The sequence below is a fragment of the Algoriphagus kandeliae genome (genome assembly GCF_004571135.1).
Lineage (GTDB): Bacteria > Bacteroidota > Bacteroidia > Cytophagales > Cyclobacteriaceae > Algoriphagus > Algoriphagus kandeliae.
Genome location: NZ_SPSB01000006.1, coordinates 14,510 through 37,775, shown reverse-complemented (window position 1 = coordinate 37,775; position 23,266 = coordinate 14,510). Strand labels below are relative to the sequence as shown.

Annotated in this window: 19 protein-coding genes and 1 tRNA gene; 9 read left to right on the top strand and 11 right to left on the bottom strand. The window is 40.7% G+C overall.

Features of this window, described 5'->3' with window-relative positions; genetic code table 11:
- The 5 genes from E4S40_RS16600 to E4S40_RS16580 form a co-directional block, all read right to left on the bottom strand.
- Positions 1-1,212, bottom strand: a complete 1,212-nt coding sequence (locus E4S40_RS16600) for a glycoside hydrolase family 57 protein (RefSeq protein ID WP_135076923.1) — start codon at positions 1,210-1,212, stop codon at positions 1-3.
- Positions 1,209-2,498, bottom strand: coding sequence for a glycosyltransferase family 4 protein (locus tag E4S40_RS16595; RefSeq protein ID WP_135076920.1), 1,290 nt, complete (start codon positions 2,496-2,498; stop codon positions 1,209-1,211). The genes E4S40_RS16600 and E4S40_RS16595 overlap by 4 nt, the downstream gene beginning before the upstream one ends.
- 11 nt (positions 2,499-2,509) lie before the next feature.
- Positions 2,510-4,426, bottom strand: a complete 1,917-nt coding sequence (locus E4S40_RS16590) for an amylo-alpha-1,6-glucosidase (protein WP_135076917.1) — start codon at positions 4,424-4,426, stop codon at positions 2,510-2,512.
- A 340-nt stretch (positions 4,427-4,766) separates the two neighbouring features.
- Positions 4,767-4,842, bottom strand: a tRNA-His gene (locus tag E4S40_RS16585).
- 83 nt (positions 4,843-4,925) lie between these two features.
- Positions 4,926-6,266, bottom strand: a complete 1,341-nt coding sequence (locus E4S40_RS16580) for a dihydroorotase (RefSeq protein WP_135076913.1) — start codon at positions 6,264-6,266, stop codon at positions 4,926-4,928.
- 38 nt (positions 6,267-6,304) lie between these two features.
- Here E4S40_RS16580 and E4S40_RS16575 point away from each other — a divergent pair, with 38 nt between their 5' ends.
- The 3 genes from E4S40_RS16575 (at position 6,305) to E4S40_RS16565 (ending at position 9,976) form a co-directional block, all read left to right on the top strand.
- On the top strand, positions 6,305-7,654 hold the full coding sequence (locus tag E4S40_RS16575; protein WP_135076909.1) for a DEAD/DEAH box helicase: 1,350 nt from the start codon (positions 6,305-6,307) through the stop codon (positions 7,652-7,654).
- Between the two features lie 67 nt (positions 7,655-7,721).
- Entirely contained in the window at positions 7,722-8,840 is a 1,119-nt protein-coding gene (locus tag E4S40_RS16570; protein ID WP_135076906.1) for a DUF4221 family protein, read from the top strand.
- A gap of 2 nt (positions 8,841-8,842) precedes the next feature.
- Positions 8,843-9,976, top strand: coding sequence for a hypothetical protein (locus E4S40_RS16565; RefSeq protein WP_135076903.1), 1,134 nt, complete (start codon positions 8,843-8,845; stop codon positions 9,974-9,976).
- A 32-nt stretch (positions 9,977-10,008) separates the two neighbouring features.
- Here the strand turns inward: E4S40_RS16565 and E4S40_RS16560 are convergent, their stop codons facing one another.
- Positions 10,009-11,505: a M28 family metallopeptidase gene (locus tag E4S40_RS16560; RefSeq protein WP_135076901.1), complete on the bottom strand. Its 1,497-nt coding sequence runs from the start codon at positions 11,503-11,505 to the stop codon at positions 10,009-10,011.
- 196 nt (positions 11,506-11,701) lie between these two features.
- Here E4S40_RS16560 and gcvP point away from each other — a divergent pair, with 196 nt between their 5' ends.
- Positions 11,702-14,596, top strand: coding sequence for an aminomethyl-transferring glycine dehydrogenase (gene gcvP, locus E4S40_RS16555; RefSeq protein WP_135076898.1), 2,895 nt, complete (start codon positions 11,702-11,704; stop codon positions 14,594-14,596).
- Positions 14,597-14,660: 64 nt separating this feature from the next.
- Here the strand turns inward: gcvP and E4S40_RS16550 are convergent, their stop codons facing one another.
- Together E4S40_RS16550 and E4S40_RS16545 are read right to left on the bottom strand one after the other, a co-directional pair.
- On the bottom strand, positions 14,661-15,314 hold the full coding sequence (locus tag E4S40_RS16550; RefSeq protein WP_202615385.1) for an MCP four helix bundle domain-containing protein: 654 nt from the start codon (positions 15,312-15,314) through the stop codon (positions 14,661-14,663).
- Between the two features lie 76 nt (positions 15,315-15,390).
- Complete coding sequence (locus tag E4S40_RS16545) at positions 15,391-16,206, bottom strand: glycoside hydrolase family 16 protein (protein ID WP_135076895.1); 816 nt, start codon at positions 16,204-16,206, stop codon at positions 15,391-15,393.
- A gap of 69 nt (positions 16,207-16,275) precedes the next feature.
- Between E4S40_RS16545 and E4S40_RS16540 the strand changes: the two genes are divergently transcribed.
- Both E4S40_RS16540 and E4S40_RS16535 read left to right on the top strand, forming a co-directional pair.
- On the top strand, positions 16,276-16,473 hold the full coding sequence (locus E4S40_RS16540) for a CsbD family protein (protein ID WP_135076892.1): 198 nt from the start codon (positions 16,276-16,278) through the stop codon (positions 16,471-16,473).
- 112 nt (positions 16,474-16,585) lie between these two features.
- A complete protein-coding gene (locus E4S40_RS16535) occupies positions 16,586-17,749 on the top strand; it encodes a homogentisate 1,2-dioxygenase (RefSeq protein ID WP_135076889.1) in 1,164 nt (387 codons plus the stop codon).
- Between the two features lie 33 nt (positions 17,750-17,782).
- Here the strand turns inward: E4S40_RS16535 and E4S40_RS16530 are convergent, their stop codons facing one another.
- The gene (locus E4S40_RS16530) at positions 17,783-18,196 is read right to left on the bottom strand and encodes a transposase (RefSeq protein ID WP_161971821.1); all 414 of its coding nucleotides are present in this window, start codon (positions 18,194-18,196) and stop codon (positions 17,783-17,785) included.
- Between the two features lie 122 nt (positions 18,197-18,318).
- Positions 18,319-19,947, bottom strand: coding sequence for an alkaline phosphatase PafA (pafA, locus tag E4S40_RS16525; protein ID WP_135076883.1), 1,629 nt, complete (start codon positions 19,945-19,947; stop codon positions 18,319-18,321).
- 110 nt (positions 19,948-20,057) lie between these two features.
- On the opposite strand from pafA, the gene E4S40_RS16520 reads away from it, so the two are divergent.
- Complete coding sequence (locus E4S40_RS16520) at positions 20,058-21,656, top strand: aminopeptidase P family protein (RefSeq protein WP_135076880.1); 1,599 nt, start codon at positions 20,058-20,060, stop codon at positions 21,654-21,656.
- Positions 21,657-21,702: 46 nt separating this feature from the next.
- Positions 21,703-22,086 carry a GxxExxY protein gene (locus E4S40_RS16515; protein ID WP_237563213.1) on the top strand — a complete coding sequence of 128 codons (384 nt, stop codon included), beginning with the start codon at positions 21,703-21,705 and terminating at the stop codon, positions 22,084-22,086.
- Positions 22,087-22,130: 44 nt separating this feature from the next.
- Here E4S40_RS16515 and E4S40_RS16510 read toward each other — a convergent pair whose 3' ends face one another.
- Positions 22,131-22,721: a carboxypeptidase-like regulatory domain-containing protein gene (locus E4S40_RS16510; protein ID WP_135077072.1), complete on the bottom strand. Its 591-nt coding sequence runs from the start codon at positions 22,719-22,721 to the stop codon at positions 22,131-22,133.
- 161 nt (positions 22,722-22,882) lie between these two features.
- Between E4S40_RS16510 and E4S40_RS16505 the strand changes: the two genes are divergently transcribed.
- Positions 22,883-23,266 (top strand): ArsR/SmtB family transcription factor, encoded by a 384-nt coding sequence (locus E4S40_RS16505; protein WP_135076874.1) that lies wholly within the window; start codon positions 22,883-22,885, stop codon positions 23,264-23,266.

Sequence of the window (23,266 nt, the reverse complement as noted above, 5' to 3'; positions counted from 1 at the left end):
TTATTCGACTGATTCTACTTCTTTTTTCTTTTGCTTAATCCGGAGGACAAAATCACTCAGGACATTCATATAATTGATAAACGCATCGTATGGCGTATCATAAGGACTAAAATAGGAGTGTATATCTCCATCAGAAAAGAACTTGGTACACATGTAATAGAAGTGATCCGAAGTCTGCAGGTAATTCCAGTCCCGAATCAAATCCGGATCATCCAGCTGCCGAACAGTCTGTTCCAATTCATATAGGCGATCAAATGCTTCATCCTGCAAATCATTTCCCAACCAAGCTGTCAAATCACGCTCTTCATCAGCCCAGCTGATCGGTATCGGAACATGAATTGGGCTAATTGCATCCACCTGACCCAATACCTCCGATGGAGTAGAAAATCCAAAATCAGTTTTAGAAAGAACTGCTTCCGGTAAAGCTCTCATGAATTCGAAAATCCCGGTTTCCTTCCACTGATGCTCCCCAAAAGTCTCATAGTCCATAAAGAGATTTAAGACAGGCTCAGACTTTGGAATCGCATTTACCCAACTGATAAACTTATCAACCGTCAATGGATAATCCGACCAAGTCTTATTGGAAAAACGGAAAGCGATATCATCCGAAAGACGGAAATTCTTTAGTAATACTTTTAGTTCTGGCCTAATGCTGTTTTGATAGACAAAGTTGGGACTCTTCCATCCCAAAACGTGCTTGGCACCTTCTGTCAAAATCCCAGTATAGCCCATATCATGGACCATTTCTCCGATTCTATCAGAATAGATCAACTCGGTGTTTCTAAAAACTTTTGGAGTATAACCGTTGAACAATTGCTTGATTTTATCTCGGTGCTGATCCACCATTCTAGCAAATTCCTCCTTGCTCCTCAAAGAAGCTAAGGAATGTCCATAGGTCTCACTGAGAACTTCTACCTGACCTGTGGCAACTAATCGTTGGAAACTTTCCAACACATCAGGAGCATAGGCCTCCATTTGGTCCATAAAAGTTCCGGAAAAAGAAAAAGTCACTTTGAAAGCTCCTTTATGTCTTTCGATTAATTCTAACAAAAGAGCATTCATTGGCAGATAGCACTTTTGTGCGACCCTTCTCATGACACTTCGATTTAGAAAGTCATCCCAGTAATAATGATCGTCTCCAATATCAAAAAAGCGATATGGCTTAAGCCGATAGGGCTGATGGACCTGAAAGTAAAAGCAAATCGTTCTCATGGTTGTTGCGCTAAAGTTTTTTCATAAATCTTGACGAGTTTGGCAGCTACATGCTCCCATTTCAAATTTTTAAGTTCTTCACTGCCCAGCTCTTTGAACATCTTGGAAATCCCTTGATAATGCAGCAAAGCAAACATGGCATCCGCCATGGCGTCTACATCCCAAAAATCAATTTTGATGGCATTTTGAAGAACTTCTGCTACTCCGGATTGCTTCGAAATAATGGTTGGAGTATTATGTCTAACAGCCTCTAGCGGGGCAATTCCAAATGGTTCGGAGACAGACGGCATCACATAGACGTCTGAAATGGCATACATATGATCCACATCATCTCCTTTCAAAAAACCTGTGAAATGGAATTTATGTCCCATTCGGAGCTCTGCTACCCGATCAATCATCCGGTTAAGGAGGTCTCCCGAACCAGCCATAACAAAGCGAACATTATCATCTCGGTCCATTACCTTTTTGGCTGCCTCCACAAAATATTCTGGCCCTTTTTGGAAAGTAATCCGACCCAAGAAAGTCACGATTTTCTCAGGTACTTTCTTCTCATATTTTGATTTAATTATGCTCGCATCCAATACTGCATTGTGAAGCACACTTACTTTTTCAGCAGGAATTCCGTATCGGTTAACAATGATATTTTTGGTTAACTGACTTACTGCCACCACATGGTCAGCAGCTTCCATTCCCGCTTTTTCAATCTCAAATACAGGAGGGTTAACTGATTCACCGGATCGGTCATATTCCGTTGCATGAACATGGGCTACCAGTTTCTTTCCACTGATTTCTTTTGCCGCAATTCCCGCGGGAAATGACAACCAATCGTGGGCATGGATGATGTCAAAGTCTTTTCGATCTCGTGCAATCTGAGCCGCGGTGAGGGCATAGCGGCTTACCTCTTCCATTAGATTTTTACCGTACTTTCCACTGAATTGGTATTTGTTGGTAAAAATACTCTCATCCACATCTGCCCGATCGTGGATCGCATAATCCGTAAATTTCTGATATTCTTCAGGACCTAGGTAAGGCACCAAAAAGCTTGATACTTCTAGATAGGTCAGATTTTTCCAAATGCTTTTAAACTTTTTCTCCCGATAATCTATGGTGACATCACTTGCATTGACAAAATCAGCCAAAGGCTCTTCATCACCCCAAAGCTTGGGAACAACAAAAATCACTTCCTGATCATGATGAACCATCCCCTTGACCAAACCATAACAGGCTGTGCCTAATCCTCCGGAAATATGTGGCGGGAATTCCCACCCAAACATTAATACCCTCATAGAAAAAAGTTTTATATCCGTTTTACTAATTCCATCATGCGTAATAGTTCTGCTACAGACCAAGCCTGAGAGACAGAACCCTTTGGTCTGTGAGGAGGATCTCCATCATAAATTTCTGCCACCGTTCCGACCCCATATTGGGTCATTACTCCATCGAAGCTTTTGATAATTCGACCGATAAAGTTCTTGGCTGATTTTCCATGGAGTTTGATATAAGCCTCCACGAAATGTCCCATTGGCCAAACCCAAACCGTACCGTTGTGATAGGCATTGTCTCGGCTGATCGGATCGCCGAAATAATAGCCCTTGTAAGCCGGATCATCGGGAGCCAAGGTTCTTAATCCTCGATTTGTCAATAAATTGGATCGAACCAGATCGAGAATTTTATCTCGCTGATTCTCATCCAACATAGTATAGGGCAAGGAGGTGGCAAAGACCATATTCGGCCGTATTGCCCAATCTTTTTCCAAGCCATTTACCACATCAGCTAAATAGCCTTTTTTCTCATCCCAAAATTCCTCCAGAAAGGAATCTTTCACTTTATCTGCAAGATTTCCATAATGCTCCTCTCCAGACAACTCATGATAAAACTTCAAGGCATTGTACCAAAGGGCTTGAATTTCCACAGGACAGCCTGTTCTTGGAGTTACAGGTCCATCTACGGTTACGGCATCCATCCAAGTCAAAGCTACTCCCTCATATCCACCATAGATCAACCCATTGGAAAGCATGTGAATATTGAAATCTGTTCCCTGCTGATACCCGTCCAAAATTCCTTTGAGCTTAGCTAGGTATCGGTTTTTGACAGTCTTAGTATCTCCTGTGAAATAGATGTATTGCTGAAGAGACCAAAAGAACCAAAGTGGAGCGTCAATGGAATTCATATTGGTGAAATCCCCGCTTCCCACATTCGGGAAAAGTGGGCCTTTTAGGTCTTTGGACATGGTATCCATGATTTCCAAAAAGGTCTCTTTATCTCCTCTCGCCAAGGTTAATCCTGGCGCGGCGATGAAGGTATCTCTTCCCCACCAGCCAAACCAAGGATAGCCTGCAATAATCCGAGTCTCTCCGTCCCTATTTCTAATAAATTGCGTAGCAGAGTTGATTAGGCAGTTTTCAAAATTACTTCGTGGAATACGTCTAGCAACTTCTTTTTCAAAAGCCCGCTGACGGGTACTTGGATCCGCCTCAGTCAAACCAGCAGAGAAAATGACCGACTCCCCTTTTTCAATATCAAATTCAAAATACCCTGGAACATAAAGATCCTCTTGGTATTCATATCCCCTCTCCCTCTCCAGAATGTATTCTACATTATGATACCAGTTAGGATTGGAATTGAATTTATTTTTCTTCGAAACCTGCAAATACAAAGGATCATAAACCGGATAAAGCCGGAATTTTACTCCATTGGGTACTTTTTCGAAATCCTTTTGGATATCGTCATTTTCCTTACAAAGGGTGTGGTATCCTCGAAATGCCAAGAAAGGTTGGATTCGAATCTTTGTCGGAGAGTGAGCTTCCAGCAAGGTATACCGAATCATTACCCGATCCCGATTCGTATCCAAGATCAATTCCTTTTGTAAAAGGACTCCTCCTACTCGATAAGTCAATTTTGGAATTGGCTCAGAGTCGAAATCCTCCAAATACTTATGCCCTCGAGGAAAATAATTTCCTGGAAACTTGCTAATCCCCAAGTTAAAGCTAGCTCCATGCTGAATCACCGTCTCATGGACAGTGGACAAGAAAACATGGTTTTGAGAATCAATTTGAGGTTGCGGAGCTACTAAAAGCCCGTGATATTTTCGGGTATTACACCCTATAATTGTGGTACTAGTATAAGTCCCAGACCGATTGGTTCGGATAATCTCCCGATCCAAGGAATAGTTGAGATTGACTAGTTGTGTTTTGTCAAAATGAATATAACTCATGGGTCTAAAAGTTGCATCCCGTTAAAATATAACATTGGGATGTAAAGAAAAATCAAAAGCAAAAAAATAAAGGTTATGTCGCCATAACCTTTAGAAAACTTGATCTTTTACGAGTGAAAAAGCTCTTTTTGGACTTCTTCGAAATTTTTAAGAGATTCTTCAAACTTCGTCATGTAATTTCTTACAAGTGAAATATTCACCGGTTTGATCACCGGGAATTTCGGGGAGTTTTTAAACAGTGTAAACATCTGACGTTGGTTTAGTTTCGATTTTCTGGCTCAATATTAATGCCAAAGGATTCCTTTAAAATGGAAAAACCCCTCAGAATGAGGGGTTTTAAGGGTGAAAGACCGGATTCGAACCGGCGACCTCTGGTGCCACAAACCAGCGCTCTAACCAGCTGAGCTACAATCACCATTTATAAGTTTTTGAGGACATCTCCCTCAATTGGATTGCAAAGGTAGATAGAAGTACTTTTTTGCGCAAGAGCCTTTTCAAATTAATTTACAGAAAAAGTCATCCGCTCTCCTTTTTTACTTTCATCAAACTGTCCGTTTTCAAAAGCCAAATGTCCGGACACAATCGTATGAGTGACTTTGGATTGGAAAGTATGACCTTCAAATGGAGACCAACCGCATTTTGCTAGGATATTTTCCTTAGAAACGGTCCATGGATCATTCAAATCCACCAAAACCAAATCAGCATGATATCCTTCACGAATGAATCCTCTTTCTTCGATTCTGAAGAGCTTGGCTACATTATGTGCCATTTTATCAACGATTCGCTCTAAGCTGATTTTTCCCTGATGATAGAAATCCAACATCGCAACCAAAGAATGTTGGATTAAAGGTCCACCTGAAGGTGCTTTGGTGTAAACCTGTGCTTTTTCCTCCAAAGTATGCGGAGCATGGTCGGTAGCAATCACATCGATTCGATCATCCAAAACAGCTTTAAAAATTTCATCCCGATCATGAGCAGTTTTGACTGCCGGGTTCCACTTGATCAAAGTGCCTTTGGTATCATAATCTTCCTCAGAAAACCACAAATGATGGATACAAGCCTCGGAGGTAATGTGCTTTTGCTCCAAAGGAATACTGTTATCAAATAATTCCAATTCCTTGGCAGTACTTATATGCAAAATATGGAGACGGGTTCCATACTTCTTAGCCATGGCTACTGCTCGACTTGAAGCATTGTAACAAGCCTCTTCTGATCGGATTTTAGGGTGGAATTTCACCGGAATATCATCCCCGTATTTGGCTTTGTATTCAGCCAGATTCTCGGCGATGATGTGATCATTTTCTGAGTGGATAGCCAATAGGCCTTTGTAATATTTAAAGATCCCTTCCAAAGATTCGATATTGTCCACCACCATGTTGCCAGTGGAGGAACCTTGGAAAACCTTCAGACCACAAACATTTCTTAAATCCAACTTGAGGATTTCCTCGAGGTTGTCATTCGTTCCTCCAAAGAAGAAGGAGTAATTGGCGAGCGATACTTCTTTTGCTCGAGCATATTTTTCTTCCAACAAAGGAATGGTCACAGCCTGAGGAACGGTATTCGGCATTTCCATGTAAGAAGTCACACCACCAGCTACAGCAGCTTTGGACTCCGTGTAGATATCGCCTTTATGAGTTAGCCCTGGCTCTCTAAAATGTACCTGATCATCAATGATTCCGGGAAAAAGATACTTTCCCTCAGCGTCTATCCGCTTATCAGCAGACTCCCCAGAGAGATTTTCTCCGATTTTAGCGATACGGCCGTTTGCCACTAAGACATCTCCCCGAAAGATCCGGCCTTCATTAACTATATTTGCACCGGTGATCAGAATACTTTTCATCGTTTTACTGTTATATGTTCCCGCTAAATTAAGCAATCATGGCCAATCAGGCAGAAGGTTTTGAAGCTTTTAAACTCAATAGGCAATTACTAAACGCTGTCGAAGAAGCAGGCTATACTCATCCAACACCAATTCAGGAAAAAGGGATCCCTTTGGCTTTGGCTGGACATGATGTGTTGGGGATTGCACAGACAGGAACTGGGAAAACAGCAGCTTATGTGCTTCCCATCTTGATGAAAGTAAAATACGCCCAAGGCATGCATCCCCGAGCAATGGTCTTGGCCCCTACCAGGGAATTGGTCATGCAGATTGAGGAAGTCTGTCGTCAACTGGGCAAATACACGGATATCCGAGTAGTCTCACTTTATGGTGGAATTGGTCCGAAGACCCAAATAGAGCAAATCGAAGCTGGTGTAGATCTGATTATTTCTACACCGGGTCGCTTTATGGATTTGTATAAGAAAGGTGTCATCCTAACCAAAGAACTTAAAACCATGGTCTTGGATGAAGCGGATAAAATGCTGGACATGGGCTTCATGCCACAAATTCGGTCCATTTTAGAGGTTATTCCGGTGAAGAGGCAAAACCTCCTTTTCTCTGCCACCTTTTCTTCTAAGGTAGAGCGGCTTTCGACTGAATTCTTGGAGTTTCCGGAGCGGGTGGAAATCACTCCCTCTGCGACTACAGCTGAAACCATCGATCAGGTCAAATATTTTGTTCCAAACATCCGAACCAAAATCAATTTATTGGAGCATCTCTTGGAGAGCGAAGAGGTCAGCCGAGCCATCATTTTTACACGAAGTCGAAAAAATGCAGAGGAGGTGTCCAATTTTCTTCAACGTAAAAAAGTCGGCGAGATTCGAGTCATTCATGCCAACAAAGGACAAAACACCCGAATCAATTCCATGGAGGATTTTAAAGCAGGCGATGTACGGATTTTGGTGGCGACTGATGTAGCCTCACGAGGCTTGGATGTGACGATGGTTTCTCATGTGATCAACTTCGATGTTCCTTTGATTTATGAAGATTATGTGCACCGAATTGGTCGAACTGGTAGAGCGGAAAATGAAGGGATGGCCATCACTTTTATCAATCCGGCAGAGGCCTGGCATTTTGAGAAAATCGAGGAGTTGATCCGGATGGAAGTACCTGAGGTGAGTATTCCAAAATCAGTAACAATAACGGAAACACCTTTTGCTGAAAAGCAGATCTACGCACGTGAATTGGATAAGCTCAAGCAAAAGGAAAACCCAGATTACAAAGGTGCATTCCACGAAAAGAAAGCCCGCCCAAAACGGAATATCGGAAAAGGAGAAAAAGTCAAAGCTCGAAAATCCGGAAATAAAAAGAATCGGAATCAGCTGAAGACAAAGAACAGAAGGAAATAAAAAGGACTTTAAGTTAAATTAACTATAGTGTTTTGGTTGTTATTCCTGGGTGCTCTTTTTTCAAATTATGAAAAAAGCAATTCTATTTTTATTTATAATTCCCCTTTATTTCTCCTGCACAAAACCGGATAAAAGAGAAAACCCAATTCATTTTTCAATAAATGAGATAAAAATCCCAGTATCACCAAATCAACTAAGTAGTTATCCTGTTCAATCAAACTTCTCTCAAAAGGGAAATTCTATCCTTATGGGATATAATGACAAACGGCATAGCTTGGATTTTTTTAATCTGAATCAAGGTGAAGTTATAGTATCAAAAAAATTAGAGTTTGAGGGCCCAAGCGGGATTGGAAAAATTGAGTCAATTTTTGTTCAATCTTCAGATTCCATTTTCGTCTATGAATTAGGTAAACTTCATCTTTTAAATAGTGATTTGAGTAAAAGGCAATCCTGGGATTTATTTCAGATTTATGGGAATTTGAATTTAGGGGTTCCACATTGTAATTTTTACTTCAAGTTATACTATGACAGCAATCATAAATCTGTTTACTTTTTCATGAATCAAATGGGAGTAAGCCCTTTGGAAATAGCTAAGTTACCGTTGATGACATCTTTGAATTTGGAGACTAATGAAGTAATTGTACTACCCATCTACCATTCAGAGTATTTTAAATCTGTCTCGGGCCAGGTAGGATTTATGACGTATTTGGGCTTTTATGGAAAGCTTGACAATCAATTGATTTTCAATTATCAGTATGAGTCAACGATTTATGGGTTTCAATTGAATGATGAAAGATTGACTACCACGTCAAGTTCTAAAGTGGAGTTTGTACCCAGTATTCCTCAAACCAATGATCCTCAAGCTTATGATCAGCATGCCATTGAAAACCCATATTATTTATCCCCAATCCCAGACCCTTGGAGAAACTTAATTTACAGTATTGTTTGGGATGGTCCAAGCGATGCTAATTCTTACAAAACCTATTTGGATAAAAGCCAGGTTCTGAGAGTCTTTAATAAAGATTTGGAGTTAATTCAGACTATCCCTCTTCCTGATCGTACTTATCAAATTAATAATTGGTTTGTCAATGAAAATGGACTTTATCTCAATAAAGCTCACCCGGGAGACTCTTTGTTAAATGAGGATTTTTTGATGTTTGATGTATTTAAGATTGAAGACAATTAATCATGAGTCTTTTTGGTTTTATATTCCTTTTATCTTTTGGTCATTCAAATTGGATAGAAGTTCCCCTAGATCATGATGACCCCTATTCCAAAAAAATCAAAATTGATTACTCTATTCGACAACCTTTTGACCCGAAAAAGAAAACAATCATTACTCATGCTGATCCATTTGATGAATATTTAGGATTAGGAGATTTGCTAGATTTGGAGTTGACTGAGTTCAATCTTATTAAAATCCAAGGAAGGTATGCTTCCCCGGATTTAAACCGATTTATTGAAGAAAATATCAGAATTGATTCTGATAAAAAATATCGCTGGTTAAGTCGAGGTCAAATAATCAAAGATATAGAACTGGTCCGCAAAGAAATTTTAGGGGATGATACAGTAATTTTAATAGGGTTTGGAAGTAGCGCGGTCCTTATTCACTACTATCTTCATGAATTTCCTGATAGAGTTGAAAAGGCGCTTAGTTTAAATCCACTACTTCTAGATATTCCAAAAAATCTACGCTTTTGGGATCTTTTGGAAGGATTTGATTCAATAATCGAAGAATACTCAACAGATCAAATTGTAAGATTCTCAGCACAATCTTCTGAACCCTATTTTTTCATGGATAAGCCCATTCGAGATAGCACAATAGAAGTAAAAATTAAAGATTTCATAAATACTACTTTTTCAGAAACACAAAATGAAATAAGTCTCGGATTAGAAGCAAGGGCATTTGAGCATTATTTGGATATTGGAATCTATGATTTAGGGCCATTTGGCCATTTTTTAGACTTGCTCTCTTTAAACTTACGATCGAATACAATGTCTTTGGAATACTTCAACGGGACCAATTATGATCGTGGGAAATTATTTTCTTCCAAAATAATTTTGGTAGGGGGCGTTTACAATTTGCTTTTAGACCCTAAGTCTTTTGATGTTATTGGAGAGTTTTATCCCAATGCTTCTGTACATTATCTAAGAGATGGGTATGATTTTTCGGAATCTCGAAAGCGCGGGATATGGGAAGCATTGATTTCAAGCTTATGCTCAAATGATGTTTCGGCCAAGATTGAATTGTTTAAGTTATTGCAAGAACAAGAATTATTGTTCCAGGAAAAAAATTACAATTCCATAAGAGTGGGAAAATAAAAAAGGATCTCAGCTGAGATCCTTTTCCAATTTTATCGCTCTCCGCGAGTGTTCGTGCCATCTACTCGAGTTCGCTTCTCTCTGTTGGCTAGATCCCAAGCTGTATGGAAAATCAAATGCGCCCGCTTGGTCATTAGTGGGAATTCGATTTTATCGACCGTATCCGTCACTTGATGGTAATCATCATGTACTCCATTGAAGAAGAAAATCACAGGGATATTGAACTTCGCGAAGTTGTAGTGATCTGATCGGTAGTAGAATCGGTTTGGATCATCTTCAGCATCATATCGATAGTCCAAGATCAAGTCTGTATAGGTGATGTTGTTGTATTCGTTGATTTTTTTCAAATCAGTAGACAACATTTCTGAACCGATTACATAGACATAGTCCTTGTTTTCAGCATTCTGGTATTCATAATCGATTCGTCCCACCATGTCAATATTGATGTTATTGACAGTATTTTCGATAGGGAAAATCGGGTTTTCAGAATAATACTGAGACCCTAAAAGACCTTTTTCCTCACCAGTCACATTCAAAAACAAAATAGATCTACGAGGTCTATGTCCTTCTTTAGCAGCAGTAGCGAAAGCCTGAGCTATTTCCATCACGGAAACAGTTCCTGAACCGTCATCATCTGCTCCATTGAAAATCTCACCTGTAGAGCTCACTCCTACGTGGTCATAGTGAGAGGAAATCACCAATACTTCATCCTTCTTATCGGTTCCTTCCAAAAAGCCCATCACATTGTACGCCTCCACAGGCGTTACACTTTTCTGAACGAGATAAGAAGCTTTTTGAGATTTGATAGACTCTGGATTGGATTTGGCAGCTTCCTTCAGTTCTTCTACCGGAGTACCAAACAATTCGCCCATTTTATCAGAGCTCACCATGAAAACAGGTCGCTGAGAGATTTCCCGCTCAAATCCGATTCTACCTCTTCCAGCTAAAGACTTATAGCGATTAGCAATACGGTCAAAATTAGCTTGTCCTTCCATGCTCACGATCACTACTCCAGCAGCACCGGCATCCATCACTTTGTTGATCAAACCATTGCTTCGCTCTCCTACAGCCCAGATACCAACCAATTTACCGGTCACATCTACTTTTGCTAGGTTCTCATCATTTACAAGACCCAAGAAAACCAAGTCGGTTTTTGCGGCTTTTTTCATATCACCATCACCGGTGAATACAAAATCCTCATTTTCAACCAAGTTGGTTTTTCCGACTTTCAAGGTCACTTTTTCAAACTTAGAACTTACTAAAGGTACCTGCTGAAAATAGCTTCCATCCACAGGACCTGTCAAGCCTAATTCTTTGTAGAAGTCAGCCAAGTAATTCGCTGCAATCAAGCCCTCAGGAGAACCAGTATCCCGACCTCTCATTTCATCAGAAGCCAAAAAGGTCAAGTATTCTTTCAGGTCATCCGCAGTGATGGTATTGGCATATTTTACCTGTACGGGATTCTGCGCAAAAGTGCCCCAAGAGAGCCCTAAAGCCAGCGCAGAGGTCAAAAGAAATCGTTTATTCATAGGATCAATTTTTATTTTGGCCCCTAAGCTATACATTTTTTTATCCCAGCCACAAACCGTTTACAGGAAAGGAGTGTTGAGAGGGTGAAATTCTGTGTGTTAAGCAAAGATTATCTTACAAGAAATTGTACCTTTGCCGCCAGAAATTGAAAGGATTTCTAACCCAAATAAAAATCACAGCTTCCAAACAATTCGTATGAAAATCAACCTATCGAATGCTGTCAAATTTGAGAGCAGACACAATGGCCCGACTGAAGCGGAGATCGCAGAGATGTTGGAAAAAATCGGTGCCACTTCCTTAGAGGAACTCATCGAACAAACGGTCCCTGAATCCATTCGCCTCACGCGACCATTGGACCTCCCAAAAGCAAAATTAGAGTCTGAGTTTTTAGCTGATTTCAAGAAATTAGCCTCAAAAAACAAAGTATTCAAATCCTTCATCGGGATGGGTTACTATGACACCTTCGTTCCGGGGGTGATTTTGAGAAATGTCCTTGAAAACCCAGGTTGGTATACCGCATACACTCCCTATCAGGCTGAAATAGCTCAGGGACGATTGGAAGCTTTGATCAATTTCCAAACGGTGGTGATGGAACTTACCGGTATGGAACTTGCCAATGCCTCTTTGTTGGATGAAGGCACAGCTGCTGCCGAAGCAATGACTATGCTTCATTCTGTCAAGCCAAGAGACAAGAAGAATGCAAATAAGTTTTTTGTAGACGAAAAAATATTCCCTCAAACAAAAGCTGTCCTTGAAACAAGAGCAGAGCCAGTAGGGATTGAATTGGTCTTCGGTTCTATCCAAGACTTGGATTTGACTGACCCGGAACTTTACGGGGTAATGTTCCAATATCCGGATGCGGACGGAGCCATTCGCGATTATTCTGCCATCGTTGCTGCTGCGAAAGAAAACAAGGTGTTGACTGCATTTGCTACCGACCTGTTGGCATTAACCTTATTGACTCCTCCGGGAGAAATGGGAGCTGATGTGGTGGTTGGTTCTGCACAACGATTTGGAGTACCAATGGGATATGGCGGGCCGCATGCGGGATTTTTTGCAACCAAAGAAGATTTCAAACGGCAAATTCCAGGAAGAATAATCGGTGTCTCCGTAGACAGAGCTGGAAATAAAGCTTACAGAATGGCACTTCAAACCCGCGAACAACATATCAAGCGGGAAAAGGCTACTTCAAATATTTGTACAGCACAAGTTCTTTTAGCTGTCATGTCTTCCTTCTACGCAGTCTACCATGGACCAGAAGGGTTGAAAAATATTGCCTTAAGAACTCATGGCCTAGCTAAATTGACAGCTGAAGCTTTGAGAAACTTAGGATTGAATGTGGCCGGACACTCTTTCTTTGATACCATTCAAATCCGAATGAGCGATGTTTCCAGAGAGCGAGTGAAAGGTTTGGCATTAGCCGCTGAGATGAACTTCCGCTATGAGAATGATTCCATTTTCATCTCTTTTGATGAAACCAAAACATTGGAAGATGTCAAAACCATCGTTTCCATATTTGCTTCAGAGGAAGGTAAGCATACCTTAAATTTGGATGAATTGGTGGAAAACCTAAACCTAGAGCTTCCAGAAGCACTAGTTAGAAAATCTGAATACCTGACTCATCCAGTTTTCAATAACTACCATTCCGAGCATGAAATGCTTCGCTACATTAAGCGATTGGAAAACAAGGACCTTTCGCTGGTACATTCTATGATTTCCTTAGGAAGCTGTACCATGAAGCTGAATGCCACTGCTGAAATGATCCCAGTAACTTGGCCTGAATTTGGGCAGATTCACCCATTTGCGCCGATGGACCAAACCTTGGGCTATCAAGAGCTTTTCTCTAACCTACGTACCTGGCTAACCGAGATCACTGGATTTGCTGACACCTCCCTTCAGCCAAACTCTGGTGCTCAGGGTGAATATGCCGGTTTGATGGTAATCAGAGCTTACCACTTAAGTCGAGGAGAGGGACATCGTGACGTGGCTTTGATTCCTACATCTGCCCACGGAACTAACCCTGCATCTGCTGTGATGGCAGGAATGAAGGTCGTTTTGGTGAAGTGCGACGAAAAAGGAAACATTGATGTAGCTGACTTGAAAGAAAAAGCGGCTACGCATGCAGAGAACCTTTCTGCCCTGATGGTGACGTACCCATCTACTCACGGAGTATTTGAGGAGGCTATTCAGGAAATCTGCGAAACCATTCATCAGTATGGCGGACAGGTTTACATGGATGGTGCGAACATGAATGCTCAAGTGGGATTGACATCTCCAGGTAGAATCGGAGCTGATGTTTGTCACCTCAATCTTCACAAAACCTTCTGTATCCCTCATGGAGGTGGTGGACCTGGCATGGGGCCAATTTGTGTTGCCAGTCATTTGGCACCATTCCTTCCAGGAAACCCAATTGTAAAAACAGGAGGTGCTCAGGCAGTTTCTTCCATTTCTGCAGCTCCTTATGGAAGCGCGAGTATCCTACCAATCTCCTATGCTTACATCGAAATGATGGGCGGAGATGGTTTGACCAATGCTACCAAAATGGCCATCCTCAATGCAAACTATATTAAGGAACGTTTGGAAGGCCACTATCCGATTTTGTATACCGGAACCAAGGGAAGAGCAGCACACGAGATGATCGTTGATTGTCGTGGATTTAAGGAATTTGGAGTAGAAGTAGAGGATATCGCCAAGCGATTAATGGACTACGGTTTCCATGCACCGACTGTCTCTTTCCCTGTGGCAGGAACTATCATGATCGAACCTACAGAGTCTGAGACAAAAGCAGAACTGGATCGATTCTGTGATGCTTTGATCGCTATTCGAGAGGAAATTCGCGAGATTGAAGAAGGTAAGTTTGACAAGGATAACAATGTCTTGAAAAATGCACCTCATACAGCTCAGATGGTATTAACTGGTGAATGGGATTTACCTTATTCCAGAGAAAAAGCAGTTTATCCACTAGCTTATGTAAAAGAACATAAATTCTGGCCTTCTGTCCGAAGAATCGATTCTGCTTATGGAGACAGAAACTTAGTCTGCAGCTGTATTCCAGTTGAAGAATATGCTCAAGAAAGCGAAGCAGTTTAATTGCTTTCTAAACATAAAGTCAAAAAAAGACCCAGATTCCTCTGGGTCTTTTTTTGCTTATATCTTAGGAAATAACTCCCTTGGTATCCTTTGATTTTCTGAAAATCAACCAGAACATTACCACAATCAAAATAATCAGAAGGGCTACTTCAAACTGAGCCCAAATCTGAGATCGGTTGATTAATTTTTTCGCTTTTTTAATTAGCCTATCCCCTTCTGCCAACTGAATCTGACTTAGGTCGTCAAGGTCTTTTCTAGCCTGTGAAATCTTATTATCGTATAGCTTTACTTGATCAATATTGACACCCGAAGAATCCGTATACAATAATTCATAGCTTTTGATCGCTAAGTCATTTTCAATAATCGCACGAAAATCCGCTAAATAACTAGACTCCTGATCGGTTAGTTTCGTTTTTTCGAACTCCTCGACAATGGCTAGGATTTCTTTTTCCTGTGCATCTATTTCATCAATTACCTTGGAGTAATCATAGTCTAAATTGCAGTGGTCTATGAGTTTCTGAATTTGGAAAAGCCGCTCAGAAATATCAAAAATATAGCTTTCCACCACCAATCGGTCATTGTAAACTTCGGTGAATGTGGAACTAATTTCCCGGAATGACCTCCTTTCAATAAGGTTCTTGGCATAGATCAGCAACAAAAGCACACTAATGATAAAGAGCGCCTGGATTTTTTTTCGTTTGATGGATTGACCGGACATGTGGTAAGTATGACTAACTAAATTTCTTTCTTATTTTAGGCAATATTGGACAGTTTGCCAAAATTCAGGCAAGTTCTTATGGATTTGGACGGCCATCATAAACCCGAACGTAATCCACCATCATTTTTTGAGGCCAAATTGAAGTATCTACTCCTTTTTGACCGCCCCATGTTCCTCCAACAGCAATATTCAAAATCAGATGGAAAGGCTGATCGAATGGCCACTCTGAATAATCCCCTCCAGTATTCTCAAATTCAAAATATTTTTCCCCATCCATCAAAAACTCTATGCCTTTTTCTGTCCAATTGATAGCATAAGTATGGAAAGCCTCATCAAAATCATCCACTTGAATCTGAGCTCCCTTATGTGTTCCTTTTACATGATTGAAGGCCTCTGTGTGTACGGTACCATGAACTACTCCAGGATCATATCCCACATGCTCCATGACATCGATTTCTCCATTTTTTGGCCAACCTCCATGACGATTTTCCTCAGCGAGCATCCAAATTGCTGGCCAGGTTCCCGTTCCCGCTGGTAGTTTTGCCCGAACTTCAATGTATCCATTTTGCCAAGAAGCCTTTCCTCGAGTAAGCAAACGAGCGGAGGTGTAACCCTTTGGATATTCAGCATCAGCATGTGCTTCGATAATTAAATGTCCATTTTCAACCCGTGCATTTCGAAGTTCTTTTTCAGTGTAAAACTGGAGCTCCTGATTGCCCCAACCATGATCTCCCACATCATAGGTCCATTTGGAAGAGTCCGGCAATCCCATATAGTCAAACTCATCAGACCAAATTAGATTTTGAGCTTTCAAAGGTTCTAAGTTTGAAAAGGCTAAAAAGCCAAGGATAAAGAAATGAAGAAGATATCTGATTTTTAAATTTTTAATCATGGAACTATTTTATATGTGAGAAGGTTATTGAATTGTAAATCTTTTAATCTTATCAAAAATATACATTTTATGTCATTACAATTGAAAGGAAACTGGAACCAACTCAAAGGTCAACTAAAACAAAAATATGCTTCTCTGACAGAGGATGATTTAACATTCAAAGAAGGTCAGGAAGATGAACTTCTTGGACTGTTGCAGGAAAAAACCGGAGAAAAAATTGAAGAGCTCCGGAAAATGATTTTTGAGACAGAAGATGAAAGCAATTAATTAGAGCTAACATTTAATAGAAGGGCTGGTTATGTAAATATCCAGCCTTTTTATTTAGGCTTTTTTTGTCTCACATGCTAATTGTAAATTAGCCACATAAACCCAAATAAACATGGCATATTATCATAGATTAGGTCAGATTCCACCAAAGCGACACACACAATTCCGTCAACCTGATGGAAGCCTTTATAAAGAGGAATTGGTCAGCTCCAAAGGCTTTTCAGGAATCTATTCCAACTTGTATCACATCTATAATCCAAACGAAGTCAAATCCATCGGTGAACCCAAACCCTACAAATGGGAAATTGCTAAAGATCATGGATTGCAGCAGACCCATCTCAAAACTTCGGGTGTAGGAACAACGGGAAAGGATTACCTCTCTGCACGCCGAATGCTTATGATGAATAATGATGTGATGATGGGTATCTGTTCTCCAGAGCAGCGAAAAATGGATTATTATTTCAAAAATGCTGATGGAGACGAATTGATCTATATCCATGATGGTGCTGGAACACTTTATTCTCAGTTTGGAAAATTAGAAGTTAGAAAAGGGGATTATATCGTGATACCCCGAACGACCATTTACCGCTTTGAATTTGAAGAAGAGGGTCCACTTCGCTTGTTGATCATTGAATCGCACGGGCCAATCGAAACGGTTAAGCGCTATCGAAATGAGGTAGGCCAATTGCTGGAGCATTCCCCTTACTGTGAACGCGACATTCGTCCTCCTCATGAACTTCATATTGAACGCGAAAAGGGAGACTATTTGGTTCAAATCAAAAAGCAGGGGATGCTTCATCAGTATTCCTATGCGCATAGTCCATTGGATATTGTGGGATGGGATGGGTATTTATATCCTTATGCCCTATCGATTTATGACTTTGAACCAATTACAGGTCGCATTCATCAACCACCTCCAGTACACCAAACCTTCCAAGCTTGGGGATTTGTGATTTGTTCTTTTGTACCTCGTTTATTCGATTACCATCCTTTGGCAATTCCGGCACCCTACAATCATTCCAACATTGATTCGGATGAGGTCCTTTATTACGCAGAGGGTGAATTTATGAGTCGAAGAGGAATCGACCGAGGATCCTTTACTATACACATGGGTGGTCTTCCTCATGGTCCGCATCCTGGAACAGTTGAAAAATCCATTGGAGCAAAAGCTACTGAGGAATATGCAGTGATGCTTGATACATTCAGACCTCTCCAAATCACTACTGATGCTTTGGAATTTGTAGATAAAAATTATCCAATGAGTTGGACTGATTAATAAGATTACAGGCCGGTGAAAATCCGGCCTTTTTTACATTCCAAAGAATTTGAGCTCTTCCAATAGACTGACTTTTTGATGTTTGAAATCCTGACGTTGAATGCTATTTTTTTCCGCGGTCAATTGATTTAAACTTACAGAGTACGCATATGGCTTTCTTTCCCAATCCAAAAAACCATCCTTATCACCTGAGCTTTCTAGGTTTTCTTGGATTTGAAGCTTGAGGTGATTTTCAAAATCTTTGGGAGAAATATTAAATGGAAGCTTGATCAACAAGTGAAAATGATCATTCAGAACGGAAAACGTACCATGAGAATTTCCTAATTCTTGAATGATATTTCCTAAAGTTTGGGAAAGCACTTCTCTTTTTGAAGAATCAATTAAAGGCTTCCAATCCTTGGTTACAAAAACCCAATGAATCCATATTTCCGAGTTTGAATGGCTCATTTTCATCAATGAAAGCATTCAATTTAAGTATAAAAATTATCCCGGGCACTATCAGTACTTAATTCAAAAAAAATTCCCAAACCTCGTCAGGCTTGGGAATTTCAATTTTTGATTAAATTATTTTATTCCAAAATTTCGAGAATAGGTTGCCCGGTAGCTCCATTAGGTAAGCGGATTTGAAGCATCATCGATAGCGTCGGAGCGATATCCGTCACCGTGGCATATCGGCTACTACTTCCTGAAGGGACATTCCAACCAAAAAATAAGATTGGTACATGTGTATCATAAGTAAAGCCAGTTCCATGGGAAGTTCCCCTTGCTCCTCCCGTCAACCAACCCGGCTCAAGAACTAATAATACATCTCCTGAAGCCTTATGATTGTAGCCCATTTGTAAGAGGTGAGGTCGGCCAGATTCAAACTCGGCATTTTTCATGGAGTAGGCTGTGTAAGCCTCCTTGACACCTTTGAAACGCAAGACAAAATTCGCAATGTCATCTTGTACTTTGCTCAATTCAAGTCCTTTTTCGCGGATCAGAGTATGGTTTAGAAATATCTGTTCATTGGAGACATTTTCAATCCAATTTCCTTCTCCGTATGCTTGATTAGCAAATCCCATCAATTGGCCTCTCACATACCCTATATTGAGATTGCCTGCTGGCACATTCTCACTTTGCATGTAGGTAGCTACATCAGCCACGCCGTGATCAGCAGAAAGAAAAATCAAATAATTGCCTTTTCCATATTTCTCATCCAGATAATTTAAGAACCGCTCAAACTCCAAGTCCAGGCGCAAATAATTATCCTCTAGCTCCATTGAAGTAGGACCAAATCTATGCCCAATGTAGTCCGGAGAAGAAAAGCTCACTGCCAAGAAGTCGGTCACCTCTCCATTTCCAAGGTTTTCTCCTTCAATAGCTGCCATGGCAAAATCCAAGGTCAGGGTATTTCCATAAGGCGTTGAAGCAATCAATCCATAGCCTCCGTTATTTTCCATCAAACTTGGAAGTTCGTAAGGGAAAGTAGGTGTTTCTTTTCCAATGAATGGCGCTTCAAAATCATTATTATCGTCAATGCTATTGACATAGCTATCTGCCGGAAAAAGTGGTTCCCATGTATTTTGAAGATATTCCTGAGCCAATTGCTTTTCATTGAATTGCTTTACCCAAGTAGGCAAATCCTCCATGTAATAAGAAGATGTCATAAACTCTCCCGTTCCACTATCAAACCAATAAGCATCCCCCGTGTGGCCTGCAGGCAAGCTCGCTCCACGGTCCTTGATAGCAATCCCGACAACCTTAGATCGCTTATTGGTGGAAAAACGAAGTTCATCTGTAATCGTTGTTGTCAAAAGATTCCGAGGGCTAATCTTTCCGGCACTAAGGCTTCCTCCAATATTATACACCGTAGAATCTTCAGCGCAATAAATAGATCGGTCTAATGATCGAACATACCAGCTGTTTGCAATAATTCCATGCGTTGCAGGCGTGGTGCCTGTGTAAACCGAAGCATGTCCTGGTCCTGTGTAGGTTGGGATATAATTATAATGCCCGTTTTTCATCATAAATCCTTCACGCATCAAGCGCTTGAATCCCCCGTCGGAGTATCGATCGGCAAATTTATAGAGGTAATCCTGGCGCATCTGATCTACGATAATTCCTACTACCAGTTTTGGTTTTTCGGGAGTTTGTTGAGCTTGTAGCCCGGTGAACAGTAAGGAAGTGATGAATACTAAAAGGCTATATCTTTTCATTTTTAGAATTTTTAGCATGTCAAAGATAAGCATATCCCCCGTTTGAATTATTAATACTTTGTTAAATGGAAGAAAGCCCACATCTTAGAACAAAAACTCACCATAAACCGATGAAACGAATCCTATTATTTTCTATCCTATTTTTAGTCATTGCCCCTAGTTTCAGCCAATCTTATTTCAAAGACGGGCTTTCAGCAGAATGGCACAGAGAACGAAGAGATGCTCTTCGGAACTTGATGCCCGCGAATAGCATGGCTATCTTTTTTAATAACCCAGTAAAAAACAGAGCCAACGACGTTGATTTCATCTATCATCCCGATCCAGATTTCTTTTACCTGACCGGTTTCCGCGAGCCCAATGCTGCTTTAATTATTTTTTCGGAAGAGCGACAAATTGGAGACATTAAAACAGACGAATTAATCTATGTTCAGCCTCGGGATCCTCGAGCTGAAATGTGGAACGGTAAACGCTTGGGCCAGGAAGGTGTTCGTGAAATTCTCGGATTCGATCAGGTGTATTTATTTGAGGACTTCGGGAAGGAACCCAAATTAGGAGTATCGGATTTTGATAAGATTTTAAGTTTTAGTCTGAGTAATGATATCGAGGGAAGTTCTGCCAATGCTCCGCTTCGGAAAATGGTCAATACCTTTAAGAAAAACGCAAACTATCCAGATGATAAAAGCGAGGTTGCACTGCAGATGTACAATCTGATACGTGCTACTGATGTAGAAAATTCCGCGAATGTTGCCCAAATCATCGGTCGCTACAGACAGCGCTATCCGGAAATTGAAAATGACCCGGTTCTTCAGGATTTCTTAAAAGCTGAGACACCAGAACAACGAATGGAGGTAAAAAACAAAGTACCGGAGAATAAAACCGACGTTTTTGCACTTTCACAAATGATGGATCAACTCCGGGAAGTCAAAACTCCTGAAGAAATCAAACTCCTCTCAAAAGCGGCAAAAATCTCAGCAGTAGGCCAAATTGAGGTGATGAAAGCTGCACAGCCAGGAATGTCTGAGCGGGAAATTCAAGGTATTCATGAATTCATCTATAAGCGCTATGGTGCTGAGGATATTGGCTATCCATCCATCGTGGGAGGAGGTAATAATGGATGCATCCTTCACTATATCGAAAATGACATGGAGCACATCAATGACCGATTGATCCTAATGGATTTGGGAGCCGAATGGCGTGGTTATACTGCTGATGTGACTCGTACAATTCCAGTAAGTGGAAAATTCAACGAGGAAGAAAAAGCTATTTATGAATTGGTATTGAAATCTCAGGAAGCGGGAATTGCACTTTGCAAGCCAGGCGTTGAGTTTAGTGAAATTGGTCGAGTAACCCGTGAAATTATCAATGAAGGACTTGCAGAATTGGGAATTATCAAGCCGGGACAACGTCATAATTATTTTCCTCATGGAACGAGCCATCACTTAGGATTGGATGTTCATGACCGGGGTGGTTATGGGGCTTTGAAAGAAGGAATGGTATTGACGGTGGAGCCGGGTATTTACATACCGGAAGGAAGCGATTGCGATCCTAAATGGTGGGGAATCGCCGTACGAATTGAAGATGATATTCTTGTTTCCTCAGATGGTCCACTCAATCTTTCAGGAGATGCCCCTCGAACAGTTGCCGCCATCGAACAGATGATGCGTATCCCTAGCGTGCTAGAAAACTGGGTTCTGCCTGAAATTGATTAATGAGCTCGCAGAGACGCAAAGACGCAACGGGTTTTGAATGATTAGAATGAATTATTCTGAAAATGATATTGCAAAAATAATTCTGGACAGGGCCTTTTTAATTCACCGAGATTTAGGCCCTGGTCTTTTAGAGTCTATCTATGAAAAAGTTTTAATTCACGAGCTAAAAAAGTTGAACCTAACTGTGGAAAGTCAAATTCCAATATCCTTTGAATGGGATGGAATTGTTTTCGAAAAAGGTTTCAGAGCAGATTTAATTGTTAACAATAAAGTAATTGTTGAAATCAAGTCTGTCCAGCTTTTAGCTCCTGTTCATGCGAAGCAATTATTAACTTATCTCCGATTAACAAATTTGAAACTTGGGCTCCTTCTAAATTTTAATGAGGCCCTATTAAAGGATGGGATCAAAAGGATCGTTAATGGCTTATGAAAATACCTAATTCGTAGCGCCTTTGCGTCTTTGCGAGCGCCAAACTAATCTCTACTCTTCAAGTCACCCCTTTTGATAGACCGGATAAATTGAGCCCAGGCAAATGGATCTAGGAGTCGTAAAGGCCTAGGTCCATAAAGATCCTGATTTTGCTGCATGAGCCCTTGTTGGAAATAACGGAAATTTTCATTTCCAGAAGCCGGCATAGCTTCGGCCCAACGAAGTAGCATTTCTGGACTCATATTTGAACTACTGATGGTCATAGGGTCCACTACCGACATGGCCAATACAGCTTCTTTGAATTCTTTCTCAGAAGGATAAGGCATCACTTCCACTTCAGCTAAGGCAATTTCATCCACCTCCATCGTCAGAATCAAGCTGATTTTATCATCCTCGACATTCTCAGGAACTTTGAAGGACTGTCGCTTTAAACCAATGAAACTGAACACTACACTATCTCCTTCCAAAACCGGCATGGAAAAATAACCAAAGCGTCCACTACTCGTTCCTCTACCCTTTTTAGGCACATAGATATTTACCCCAGCCACCGCATCAGTACTATCCGCATTCAAAATAATACCTGAGAGTTGAATGACTTTTCTATCTTGTCGGTCTTGGGCTTGTAATTTTCCCAATCCAAAAAGAAAAAGGATGAAGATAAAGGAGGAAAGTAAGGCGGTCTTTTTCACAAATCTGTCTCTTAAATTCTCAGCTAATTTGCTGAATACAAATTCTAATACCTGAAATTTCGCTTGATTTTTTAATTTCACCAGCAAATCAGCGTTAAAACTTACAAATGAGGCTTAAAAATATCAGTTTAAATTATGGATTGCGAATTTTCAAAGCCTTAGGAGAGGAAGCTCGAATTCGAATTATCCATTTATTACTACTCAACAAGGAGTTGAGCATCTCAGATCTTGAGCTGATTTTGGATTTCACCCAAACCAAAACTAGCAGACATTTAATTTCCCTAAAAAACGCAGGCCTTCTCGGCAGCCGAAGAGTGGATCAGTGGGTATTTTATTACATTTTGGAGGAGTATCTCGAAATCATTCAGCAGATTTTTAAGTTTATCCAAAAGGATCCCAGTCTTCTCAAAGATCAAGAGACCTACGAAATTCTCAAATCCAACCGAGAGCTGGCAATCAACAAAATCCAAAACAATCAATACCGACGCTAA